Annotated in this window: 11 protein-coding genes, 2 tRNA genes and 2 riboswitches; of the genes, 3 read left to right on the forward strand and 10 right to left on the reverse strand. The window is 56.6% G+C overall.

The genetic code is table 11. The features are described 5' to 3' along the window. Positions 1-179: 179 nt before the first annotated feature. Positions 180-1,445: a UDP-N-acetylglucosamine 1-carboxyvinyltransferase gene (gene murA / locus Q4E11_RS10505; protein WP_303165616.1), complete on the reverse strand. Its 1,266-nt coding sequence runs from the start codon at positions 1,443-1,445 to the stop codon at positions 180-182. 47 nt (positions 1,446-1,492) lie between these two features. On the opposite strand from murA, the gene Q4E11_RS10510 reads away from it, so the two are divergent. Then, positions 1,493-2,119: a cob(I)yrinic acid a,c-diamide adenosyltransferase gene (locus Q4E11_RS10510; protein ID WP_303165619.1), complete on the forward strand. Its 627-nt coding sequence runs from the start codon at positions 1,493-1,495 to the stop codon at positions 2,117-2,119. Positions 2,120-2,241: 122 nt separating this feature from the next. Here the strand turns inward: Q4E11_RS10510 and ramA are convergent, their stop codons facing one another. The 5 genes from ramA to Q4E11_RS10535 all read right to left on the reverse strand — a co-directional run bounded on the left by ramA (position 2,242) and on the right by Q4E11_RS10535 (position 6,721). Then, a complete protein-coding gene (gene ramA, locus Q4E11_RS10515) occupies positions 2,242-3,078 on the reverse strand; it encodes an acetate metabolism transcriptional regulator RamA (protein WP_303165621.1) in 837 nt (278 codons plus the stop codon). Positions 3,079-3,563: 485 nt separating this feature from the next. Continuing rightward, a riboswitch (cobalamin riboswitch) is annotated at positions 3,564-3,831 on the forward strand. A 154-nt stretch (positions 3,832-3,985) separates the two neighbouring features. Further along, positions 3,986-4,798, reverse strand: a complete 813-nt coding sequence (locus Q4E11_RS10520; protein ID WP_303165623.1) for an energy-coupling factor ABC transporter ATP-binding protein — start codon at positions 4,796-4,798, stop codon at positions 3,986-3,988. Positions 4,799-4,800: 2 nt separating this feature from the next. After that, positions 4,801-5,538 (reverse strand): cobalt ECF transporter T component CbiQ, encoded by a 738-nt coding sequence (gene cbiQ, locus Q4E11_RS10525; RefSeq protein ID WP_303165625.1) that lies wholly within the window; start codon positions 5,536-5,538, stop codon positions 4,801-4,803. Then, a complete protein-coding gene (locus Q4E11_RS10530; protein WP_303165627.1) occupies positions 5,535-5,912 on the reverse strand; it encodes an energy-coupling factor ABC transporter substrate-binding protein in 378 nt (125 codons plus the stop codon). The genes cbiQ and Q4E11_RS10530 overlap by 4 nt, the downstream gene beginning before the upstream one ends. A gap of 38 nt (positions 5,913-5,950) precedes the next feature. Continuing rightward, the gene (locus Q4E11_RS10535; protein ID WP_303165629.1) at positions 5,951-6,721 is read right to left on the reverse strand and encodes an energy-coupling factor ABC transporter permease; all 771 of its coding nucleotides are present in this window, start codon (positions 6,719-6,721) and stop codon (positions 5,951-5,953) included. Between the two features lie 66 nt (positions 6,722-6,787). Further along, positions 6,788-7,009: riboswitch (cobalamin riboswitch) on the reverse strand. Positions 7,010-7,213: 204 nt separating this feature from the next. Here Q4E11_RS10535 and cysK point away from each other — a divergent pair. Together cysK and epsC are read left to right on the forward strand one after the other, a co-directional pair. Beyond that, positions 7,214-8,149: a cysteine synthase A gene (gene cysK / locus Q4E11_RS10540; protein ID WP_303165638.1), complete on the forward strand. Its 936-nt coding sequence runs from the start codon at positions 7,214-7,216 to the stop codon at positions 8,147-8,149. 103 nt (positions 8,150-8,252) lie between these two features. Further along, entirely contained in the window at positions 8,253-8,846 is a 594-nt protein-coding gene (epsC, locus tag Q4E11_RS10545; RefSeq protein WP_303165632.1) for a serine O-acetyltransferase EpsC, read from the forward strand. 139 nt (positions 8,847-8,985) lie between these two features. On the opposite strand, the gene Q4E11_RS10550 is transcribed toward epsC, so the two are convergent. The 4 genes from Q4E11_RS10550 to Q4E11_RS10565 form a co-directional block, all read right to left on the reverse strand. Continuing rightward, the gene (locus Q4E11_RS10550) at positions 8,986-9,267 is read right to left on the reverse strand and encodes a GNAT family N-acetyltransferase (RefSeq protein ID WP_303165634.1); all 282 of its coding nucleotides are present in this window, start codon (positions 9,265-9,267) and stop codon (positions 8,986-8,988) included. A 185-nt stretch (positions 9,268-9,452) separates the two neighbouring features. Beyond that, positions 9,453-9,908: a hypothetical protein gene (locus Q4E11_RS10555; RefSeq protein ID WP_303165636.1), complete on the reverse strand. Its 456-nt coding sequence runs from the start codon at positions 9,906-9,908 to the stop codon at positions 9,453-9,455. Between the two features lie 243 nt (positions 9,909-10,151). Further along, positions 10,152-10,224: transfer RNA gene (locus Q4E11_RS10560), tRNA-Phe, on the reverse strand. Positions 10,225-10,243: 19 nt separating this feature from the next. Next, positions 10,244-10,320, reverse strand: a tRNA-Asp gene (locus tag Q4E11_RS10565). Positions 10,321-10,703: the final 383 nt, after the last annotated feature.

Genomic DNA, 10,703 nt, shown 5'->3' on the forward strand with positions numbered 1-10,703 from the left:
GGTAAACCAGCCAGCCGCGCTGACCTCCGAATACATTACACACAACCCCACAACATTGGCAAAACTGCAGGTCACTACGACTAAAACCACCGCGATCCCGTCGAGCTGTGCTCGTAATGGCCAAGAAATTGTTCTCGGCACAGGATTTGCGGTGGCTTTTCCCTTAGTCCTTTAATCCCCTAATCGGAGACTCTTTCGACCGAGGCGCCCAGCGAGTTCAGGGTTTCAACAAACCCTGGGTAGCCACGGTCAATGTGGTAGACATCGTGCACTTCGGTGATATCTCCGTCTTCGGCACACAGCCCAGCGAGCACCAGCCCAGCTCCCGCACGAATATCGGAACACCACACGGGTGCGGAACTCAGCTTTTCCTTGCCACGAATCATGACGTGGTGACCATCGATAGTCGCGTCGGTCCCGAGACGAATCATCTCGTCAACAAATCGGAAGCGTGACTCAAAGACATTCTCGGTAAGCACCGAGGTTCCCTCGGATACCGCAGACAGAGCGATGGCCATGGGCTGCATGTCCGTCGGAAAGCCTGGGTACGGCAGTGTTTGGTAATTCACACCCTGCGGACGGCCTTCCATCCGCACGCGAAAGCCCTGCGGGTAGGTCTCGACCTGCGCGCCTGCGTTCTTCAGCTTTTCCAGCGGAAGGTGCAGGTACTTAGGATTGATACCGACCACCGTAATGTCACCGCCAGTCATCGCCGCAGCATAAGCCCAGGTACCGGCGATAATGCGATCACCGACAACCTTATGCTCGGTCGGATGCAGCTCCTCCACACCTTCAACGGTGATGGTGTTGGATCCGGCTCCGGAAATCTTGGCACCCATCTGCACGAGCATGTCGCACAGGTCTACAATCTCGGGCTCACGTGCGGCATTGTCCAGCACGGTCTGGCCTTCCGCCAGCACCGCCGCGGTCAAAATATTCTCGGTAGCGCCAACCGACGGGAAGTCCAGCTTGATATTCGCGCCTGTCAGCCGGTCGGCCTCCGCCACAACACAGCCGTGGTGAATGTAAGTGCGCGCGCCGAGTTTTTCCAGGCCAGCCTGGTGCATGTCCAGTGGACGCGAACCAATCGCGTCACCGCCGGGCAGCGCCACAATCGCGTTACGAGTACGCGCGGTCAGCGGCCCCAGCACGCACACCGAAGCACGGAACTGACGCACGGCATCGAAGTCCGCATGGTGCGACAGCTGTTTCGGCACAGTGATTTCAATTCGGTCGCCCTCACGATGCACCGTGCAGCCAAGTCCTTCCAGGACGTTTTGCATCAATGGCACATCGTCAATCTCAGGGCAGTTCGTCAAAACAGTCGTACCCTCAGCAAGAAGAGCAGCACCCATAAGCTTCAGCACCGAGTTCTTAGCCCCGGCAATCTGAACCTGACCGTTCAGGGTTGCTCCGCCTTTAACCAGAAAACGCTCATTTCCCACTCCCCCAGAAAACCACATTTCGAATTATCGCGCTTAGGCTTGAAACTATGAGCGTTCACTTGACCCGCATTTACACACGTACCGGCGACGACGGCACCACCGGACTTTCCGATTTCAGCCGCGTACCCAAAGACGATTCCCGCCTCATCGCCTACGCCACGTGCGAAGAGGCCAACGCCACACTCGGCCAGGCGCTAAGCCTCGGCACGCTTGACGACGAAGTTTCTGCGGTCATCCGCTATGTGCAAAATGACCTCTTTGATGCCGGCGCCGACCTTGCCACGCCCATCGAGGAAAATCCGAAGTACCCGCCGCTGCGCATTGAACCGGAATACATCGAGCGCCTCGAGCAGTGGTGCGATCAGTTCAATGAGAAGCTGCCAAATCTCGACTCCTTCATCCTGCCAGGCGGCACCCCTGCAGCAGCACTGCTGCATACCGCGCGAGTGATTACTCGTCGGGCAGAGCGAGCTGCGTGGACTGCATGCCGAGAATTTCCGGAGACCACTTCAGTTCTACCGGCGAAGTATCTCAATCGTCTGTCTGACCTGCTGTTTATTCTTTCCCGAGTGGCCAACGACGGCAATGATGTCAAATGGGTGCCCGGCGGCCAGCGGGAGAAGGAGCGTCAAAAGGTATTGGACGCGAAAAAGCGCCGCGCTCCCAAGGACTAAAAGAGTCCTAGAAAGGACTGAAAGCAAAAGCTCACAGGCCTATCGGGGAGCCCGACGCTAAAGAAGCTGTTACTGACGGCGCTTGAGGGTTTTACCGCAAGCCGCCGTCGTCAAGCGGGGATTTACGGCAGTGCACCAATGCGGCGAGCGGCATTGACGGCCTCGTAGCGAGTGTGCGCGCCCAGCTTACGCATGACCGAGCGGAGGTAGGACTTCACGGTCTCGGCACCGATACCCATCTCCTCTGCAGCCTCGACGTTGGTGTGACCGAGGGCAACGCAGGCGAGCACATCGAGCTCACGAGCCGACAGCTTGGTGGTCTGCTTCACGCGCACCGGAGTAACCATCTGATCACAGAGAACTTCGAGCTCCTGGCGGAGCTTCTCGTCATCAACGCGGTTGGCGAGCATGCGCAGCTTGGAGTGCGTGGAGCGAACCTGCTCCCACTCCGCGCCATTCATGATGCGACCGCCCTTGCCATTGCCGGAGCGATCCATATTGCGGCAGGCATCCACAACCGCGAGATCCTGCTCCAAGCAGCGGGCGGTCATAGTGACCTCTTCAAGAACCTTGTCGCCCAGACGCACCGAGGAGTGAACGCCGCCGTAGAGCACGCCACGGACCAGACGGGACACAATCACCGGGACAGCGACGAGGGAGTGCAAGCCCTCATCCCGAATCTTGTCGTCATACTCGTGCGTAATGACCTTTGCGCGCAGGTAGTCACTGACACCCACCGGACGACGCGTCGCCAACACACGACCGCCGACACCTGCGCCCGACTCAACCGTCAGATTCTGCAGCGCCGGGGTACGCAGACCAACCCAGTGATTAATCTGCATCTTGGAATTGTCGGTGACTTCCGCGTACAAAGTGACCGGAATACCAGTCGCATTCTTGAGGGTGACCAGGGACGACTTAATTACTTCATTGTCGTCCAGAATGCGGTGGGGATCCATCTCGCGTCCTCCTGCGTTACGGGCAAAATAGCTTTTAAAGAGGTGCTCTACGAAGAAACACCTTCAGCCTGTGGCTTCGAACTGTTTCCAAACCCTGGAACGAAGTAGCCGGGGGCGTGAGCCACGGCTGACCCTTTCCGGGGGCTGTAAACCGTACAAAGTAGATAGTACCCTCCGAACGGGTACACCTGCATTAAGGCATCTGTCACATAATCTTAGGAAACAACTAGGTTTCTCTACAAGTACACATAGAAAACACCTGGGCAAAGATGATTTTCACACCCGAGTATTTCTTAAGAATACGCCACAGGGGTAGTTACGGAACCGTAGTTAAGCTGTGGAAATGTGCTTCACCGTGGGTAAAAAATACCCTTTTACCCCCAATACGGACATTTCCGACAAAGCCCTACTCCCGTTTAGAGGATTGCAGTAAAGTAGCCAGCGCAACAGGTTTTGTTGGCAATCAATGTGCTACTGCGTCCTCCACGCAGGAATCCACTACTGATTGTCAGCAGACGCAAGAGGGAATCCACGGTGCAAATCCGGAACTGTCCCGCAGCGGTAATCTGGAACGAAATCCGCCACGTGCACTGAGTTCATTAGATTTAACCAGAATTTGGGAAGCGGCGGAGAGTAGGAAGACTTGTAAATAAGGTTCTGCCTGGCAGCCTTTTTGGCATGTGGCAGTCGTCATCTCCTTATTTTTAAGCTCGCTAGTAAGTCCGAATACCTGCCTGATGCGCCGGAACACAATCGTGTTTTGGCCACGAAAAGCGCCCGCGGACAGGTGTGACGTGAAATGGAAGCGAAGAAATGCGACAGCTTCGCCATATTTCTAGGCCTTATTCCAAGGCACTGTGCCTGTCTGCGGGCGTTTTCTTAGTTACTTCGCGGCTTTTTATTTTTCCTACGCCAGATCCACGCAATCTTCCGGGTATCGCACTTCACGGCCAACAATGGCGGAAACCAACGGCGCCCACGGCAAAGCCAACCGAGCATGTTTGATCAGCGCCCTGTCGGCCAAGATTTCTTCCTTTTTGCCGACGCGCAACTGACCGTCGGCAAGCACTGCGGCCATGTCGGCGAAGTTCCACGCGAAATCAATGTCGTGTGTGGCGACCACGACGGCAGTGCCCTGCTCGCGGAGCAGATTGAGGGTATGCGCGAGCTTCCTCGTCGCTTGCGGATCCAGGCCTGCCGACGGTTCGTCGAGTAGCAAAACCCGTGGGCGCATCGCCAGCGCGCCAGCGAGAGCGACCCGCTTACGCTGACCATAGGACAGCTGATGGGGCACGCGCTCAGCCAAATCAGAGATTTCTGCGGTAGCCAGGCTTTCCCGCACACGCTGCTCGACTTGCTCGCGGGATAATCCCATATTGACGGGCCCGAAGGAGACATCTGCGAACACACTGGCGGCGAAGATTTGCTCGTCGGGATCTTGCGTGACCATCTGCACGGATCGACGCACCTCGTTACGGCCCTTACGGGAATAGTTGTACGGTGCCCCATCCAGGCGCACCTCGCCGACATCCGGTTTGAGGGACCCCGCGAGCGTGCGCAGCAGTGTCGACTTGCCCGATCCGTTGGCACCCAGCAGCGCAAGACGCTCGCCCGGCGAAATAGTCAGACTCACGTCACTGAGCACACGATGATAATCGTAGGAGTAGCCGATTCCAGCTGCCTGCAGGATTGAACCGCCCCGATCAGCAGGATTAGACATTTTTACACACCCCATTTCAACAATGCCCATGCCCCAATCAGCGCCAACAACAGTGCAGTCGAGACTGCGACAAAACTGGTTTGCCGTGGTCGAGAAATGACCAGCACCTTCATTGCGCTTGGGTCCGCGCGCAGTTCAATTCCCTGCTGCATCTGGCGTGCACGGGTAAACGCTTGGACGAAAAGGCTAGCGGACTGCGCTGCAGCGTCACGAATCATTGCCTTTCGCGATGCATGTCCCAGTCTGCGTGCCTGCGCGTCATACATGGAACGCGCGGAGTGAATGAGTACACCGGTCATGCGGTAAATAACCTCTGCCAAATATGTCAGATACCGCGGAAAACCGTGATCATCCAGCCATGCGATCAGCTCCGATATAGGCGTGGTCAGCGCAAACACCATGGTGCAGCTGATGCCCGCGAAGGAGCGCAGCACAACTTCAGCCACACGCTGCGGACCATCGGGCGACCACATGAATCCCTCGGGAGTCAGCGCCACTAGCAATGGCAGCGCACCGACGAGCACAAACGCCGCCGGCGCGAATACCATTGCCACATATAGCTTCCGAGGAACGCGGGCGATGTAAGCAATAATCCATGCAATCACCGCGATAATTGGTGCAAACGGCATGGGCGGCAGCGCCACTGCCAAAATCAGCAGGCCACCTAAAAGCAGTATTTTTTCACCGACGTTACGACGCGCCCAGGCACTGCGCGCCGCTGCCGCTTCTAATGCATTCACTGCTCATTGCCGCGCTTGTCCTCGCGCGGCTTGCTCTTCCCTCGGTAATAGCCAATGACATACCCCAGCACACCAGCACCAATGCCAGCCTGCAGGGCAAATAGACCGGACTCAACCTCGCCCGGCAGCTCACCGACTAGTGGTTCGAACCACGGCTTGTAGTCCGGATCAATTTCGGTAATCGTATCGGTTGCTGTCGCGTCAGTTCCTGCGAACTGCTCTTCAGCCGCGGGATCACCGTTATTGAAAAATAGCGGGAAAATCGCGATTACAGCAATTGCCGCAATCAGGATTGCCGTCACCCACCAAGCGTTCTTCCGCGGCTGGCTGTCTGCCGGCTTGCTGGTGGTCTGTGCGGTGTCATCAACATTCATCGTCGTGGCCTCTTTCACTGGTTCTTGCTTGTCGACGGCTACTGCGAATCACTCGGTACGGACGCAGCTGGCTTGTCCTGCGATTTGGCAACACCAGTCACAGTGTCCTCCTGAGCGCTGGCCTGGGCAGGTGCAGGCTCATCACCGAAGCGAGACAGGAAGCCGAGTTCTGCGAGATCCGAGTGCGCCACAGACAGCAGGGTGCGCACGAGGATGACGGTGACTAGGGCTTCGATTACGGCCAATGGGATCTGTGTGACGGCGAACAGCCCGAGGAAGGTCGCGAGTGCGCCGCTGAAGCCGCCCGGGTTTGCTGGGTGCGCCAGGGCAAGCTGAACAGAGGTTACGGCATAGGTGGAGAGATCTCCGAAGAAAGCGGCGACGAAAACACCTGTCAAAAGGCCTGCACCGAGCTTGCGGGTGAGCACGTATGCGCCATAGGCAACCCAAGGCCCAACAATTGCCATGGAGAATGCGTTCGCTCCAATCGTCGTAATGCCGCCATGCGCCAGCAAAATTGCTTGAAAGAGCAGCACGATAGAGCCAAGCAATGCCATGACTGGCGGTTTGAAAATGACGGCGCCAAAGCCGGTGCCGGTTGGGTGCGAGGTCGAACCGGTGACGGATGGAATCTTGATTGCGGATAGGACGAATGTGAACGCACCGGCTGCACCGAGCAGCATGCCACTGCCTGGATGCTCTTTCATAATGCGCTTCGCCTGGACTGCGCCATGGATAACAAAAGGAGCTGCAGCGACTCCCCATCCGATGCAATGTGTAACAGGGAGAAATCCCTCTGCAATGTGCATGAGAATTATTTTCTTTCTACGACGCCACTCACCTCGACGGCGCCGTTCGACTGCCAACCCGCTGTTGCGGGCTGGTTGGTTTACGGTCGGTCTCCTGGCTTATGGGCAAAGAAAAACACAGCTTTTCATCAAGCGTCACGCCCCTTCCCCGAAGCTTTTGTCCTCGAGTGGTTATGGCATGATGCCCCAATCAATGCAGGTCAATGCAACAATCGGACCCAATCACAGTGGCGAGGGCCGCTGCCTATTTACAAGGTATTCCCGGTCACCGTAAACCACGACTCAGAATAACCTCTCTAAGAAATTTTAAGATTATTCACCCTCATTTTGGAGGGTACAACGTTCGCTTGAACATTTGAGTATTCGATTATGACAACAAATTGGTTGCAAAATAGACGAACTGGTCTGTACTAATTGGACGAAGGGGCGTAGACTACGCCTACGTACCGATACTCATTAGGAAGTCTTCTGCGATTTCCGGAATGGATAAGAATTATGACTATTTACAATGATGTCACTGAACTAATCGGCAACACCCCGCTGGTTAAGCTGAACCGCGTATCCGAGGGCCTGCCGGGCAATGTTATCGCCAAGCTGGAGTTTTACAACCCGGCCAACTCGGTCAAGGACCGTATTGGTAACGCCATTATTGATGCCGCTGAGCGCTCCGGCGAGCTGAAGCCGGGCGGCACCATTGTTGAAGGTACTTCCGGCAACACCGGTATCGCCCTTGCTATGGTCGGCGCAGCCCGCGGCTACAAGGTTATTCTCACCATGCCGGACACCATGAGCCAGGAGCGTCGCGTCGTCCTGCGCGCATTTGGCGCTGAGCTGGTTCTCACCCCTGGTGCTGATGGCATGCGCGGCGCAGTCGACAAGGCCAACGAAATTGTCGCCAACACCGAAAACGCAATTCTCGCCTCCCAGTTCGGCAACCCGGCCAACCCGGCAATCCACGAGGCCACCACTGGTGAGGAAATTTGGGAAGCAACCGACGGCAAGGTCGACTACCTCGTCGCCGGTGTCGGCACCGGTGGCACCATCACCGGCGCTGGCCGTGCACTGAAGAAGCACAATTCCGACGTCAAGCTGGTTGCCGTTGAGCCGAAGGCTTCCCCGCTGCTGACCGAGGGCACCGCTGGCCCGCACAAGATTCAGGGGCTTGGCGCAAACTTCATCCCAGAGGTTCTCGATCAGGAGCTTCTCGACGAAGTCATTGCGATTACCAACGAAGATGCAATTGAGACCTCCCGCAAGGTCGCTGCAGCCGAGGGTATTCTCGGCGGCATTTCCGCTGGTGCCAATATCAAGGCCGCACTTGAGGTTGCAGCCCGCCCGGAGGCCGAAGGCAAGAACATCGTCGTTATTGTTCCGGACTTTGGCGAGCGCTACGTCTCCTCTGTTCTCTACGAGGATCTGCGCGACTAATTAAACTGAGCTGCTCTCTCCATAAAGCCCGCTAGCTGGCAAATTTTCGCCGGCAAGCGGGTTTTGCCTTGTTCACCACTATTACCAGTTAGGATTAATGCCCATGAGTGAGTTTTTCCGAATCCTCAAGGAGGATCTGGACAATGCCCGGGCGCATGATCCAGCTGCACGTGGTGATGTAGAAAATGCCCTTGTCTACTCCGGACTACATGCAATCTGGATTCACCGATTCTCCCACCGCCTCTGGCAGCGCGGCGGCGCTTTCAAGGGCATTGCACGCGTCGTGTCACAGATTTCGCGCTGGTTGACCGGCATTGAGATTCACCCCGGCGCCACAATTGGGCGCAGGTTCTTCATCGACCACGGCATGGGCATCGTCATTGGGGAGACGGCAGAAATCGGTGACGGCTGCATGCTCTACCACGGAGTCACTCTCGGTGGTCGCTCGCTGGAAAAGGTCAAACGCCACCCCACCTTGGAGGACAATGTCACCGTTGGTGCCGGCGCTAAGGTGCTCGGCCCCATCACTCTTGGTGAGGGGTCATCCATCGGCGCCAACTCGGTTGTCACTCATAGCTGCCCACCGAACTCGATTGTTGTCGGCATTCCAGGTCGCGTGCGCCCCGCCAAGCCTGACGAGCACAAGGCACTATGGGATCCCGCCGAGTACGTCCAGGGCGACGGAGACTTCATTTAATCGCTGAGAAAGCAAAGTTACTGCACAGCTGAAGGCACCACATAGCAAAAGGCCGACCTGCCATTTCCCTGCCTTGGGAAATGATTGGTCGGCCTTTTTGCGGTTTTCTATCCTGCGCTATCCCAGACTTTAGTCGCCATTACTCAGCGAGAAGATCCTGGTACTCCGGGTTCTTCGAAACAAAGTTGGCAACCGCCGAGCAGCTGGTGCGAATCTTTCGGTTGTTCTTGCGGACATCGTCCAATGCGCCGGCGATTAGGGGCTTGGACAGCCCCTGACCACGGAACTTGTTATCTACCACAGTGTGGTCGAAGTCCAGTGCACCTTCGACCGGAGTGTAGGCCGCGAAACCGGCCTCTTCCCCCTCGACCATGATGACGTACCGCTGGCCTGCCTCATCGTGGGAAATCGTGTGTGCCATAGTCGGACTCACTTCCTTACCTGGAGTTAATGGATGTGTGTTGATTACAAGTCGCCGAAGCGCTTAAGCACGACTTTAGCGATGTACCTCACACAACATCGACCAGTTTCGAAAAATTCCGAACTCCGGTTATTAATTTTCGGCCAAAAGATTCGCAGGCAATCGAGGCCGAGCTAGAAGCAGGGTTAATTCTGTACCAGCGGTGGCTCGCCTGGGTGCTCGTCGGCACGCCCGACAGCAACACGACACGGCACGTCGCCATTCTTGACCTTCGCCGCCGCCTCGCCCGCGGTCCAGCCCGGGCTGATGGCCTCTGCCAGCGGTGCAGCCAAATCCGCCATCTCCGCATGCGAGAGCCCCGGCGCCACCACGCTGATGCGGTAGCGCTTGCGCTCCCCCGGATCCTCGCCGGGATTCGCCTCAGCCCACAAATCAGCCAATGACGAGGTACGCCCCACGTCCGGCATCACATCTTCATAGACGTTAACTTCTTGCTCCGGGATCAGCTCCGCAAGAACTCCGCGAATCTTGTCTGCGGCCTTCTGACTTCCCGCAGCATCCGTATAGACAAAAATGCGCACGACCCACGGCAGAGTTTTATCGTGGGACAGCGTTCCTGCCGAGGCGAATTCCTTACTCATGGTCAACATCCTATCCGTTAGCTGGGATAGACGGTTTAGTTTCCCCCACTTTATTGCGTCTCATTCACCGCCAAGACCTTCATTACGCTTTACGACGGCCCCAGCGCCCCATCCCCGTTGCGCAAGCCGTGGCTGGCCGTGGCTGGGCGTGGCTGAGCCCCAAAACAACGATTAGCGCTATTCACAGACCCTTAAATGACGCAGAAAAAATCCCCAGCCCGGAACCGGACTGGGGATTAATTGTGGCCAGAAGCGGGATCGAACCGCTGACCTTCCACTTTTCAGGCGGACGCTCTACCGACTGAGCTATCTGGCCATACTTGAAATTAATCAAGTGGCGACCCTGACGGGACTTGAACCCGCGACCTCCGCCGTGACAGGGCGGCGCGCTAACCAACTGCGCCACAGGGCCTTATCGCCGTGCTCAACTTACTGGACATGCCAGCGCTGCGCACGAGATGTAACTGTACAGAACACTGTTGAATGTAAGCAAATCAGCAGTTCACAATATGTATTTTCAGTAGAAACACGTGCCCATCCGACATGGCGCCAACAATCTGGTCCGGTGCATCGGCGCCGCTTCTTCCGAGAAGTCGGAAGCTACGCGAACCACGCTGCTCGACGACTGCTAAATTGACCATCCAGCGACGACGAAGCAGACAAAGGCAAAAAGAAAAATCAAAAACAAAAAACCGGAGATGCTCTACCTTGTAAAAGTTTGAGCAACTCCGGTTTATATTGCGACCCTGACGGGACTTGAACCCGCGACCTCCGCCGTGACAGGGCGGCGCGCTA

Source organism: Corynebacterium sp. (genome assembly GCF_030532195.1).
In the GTDB taxonomy this organism is placed as follows: domain Bacteria; phylum Actinomycetota; class Actinomycetes; order Mycobacteriales; family Mycobacteriaceae; genus Corynebacterium.

Excerpts from the sequence above, each read along its gene's own strand:
- Q4E11_RS10510 (WP_303165619.1), top strand. The coding sequence starts at position 1,493 with ATGAGCGTTCACTTGACCCGCATTTACACACGTACCGGCGACGACGGC.
- ramA (WP_303165621.1), bottom strand. The coding sequence starts at position 3,078 with ATGGATCCCCACCGCATTCTGGACGACAATGAAGTAATTAAGTCGTCC.
- Q4E11_RS10520 (WP_303165623.1), bottom strand. The coding sequence starts at position 4,798 with ATGTCTAATCCTGCTGATCGGGGCGGTTCAATCCTGCAGGCAGCTGGA.
- Q4E11_RS10530 (WP_303165627.1), bottom strand. The coding sequence starts at position 5,912 with ATGAATGTTGATGACACCGCACAGACCACCAGCAAGCCGGCAGACAGC.
- Q4E11_RS10535 (WP_303165629.1), bottom strand. The coding sequence starts at position 6,721 with ATGCACATTGCAGAGGGATTTCTCCCTGTTACACATTGCATCGGATGG.
- epsC (WP_303165632.1), top strand. The coding sequence starts at position 8,253 with ATGAGTGAGTTTTTCCGAATCCTCAAGGAGGATCTGGACAATGCCCGG.
- Q4E11_RS10550 (WP_303165634.1), bottom strand. The coding sequence starts at position 9,267 with ATGGCACACACGATTTCCCACGATGAGGCAGGCCAGCGGTACGTCATC.
- Q4E11_RS10555 (WP_303165636.1), bottom strand. The coding sequence starts at position 9,908 with ATGAGTAAGGAATTCGCCTCGGCAGGAACGCTGTCCCACGATAAAACT.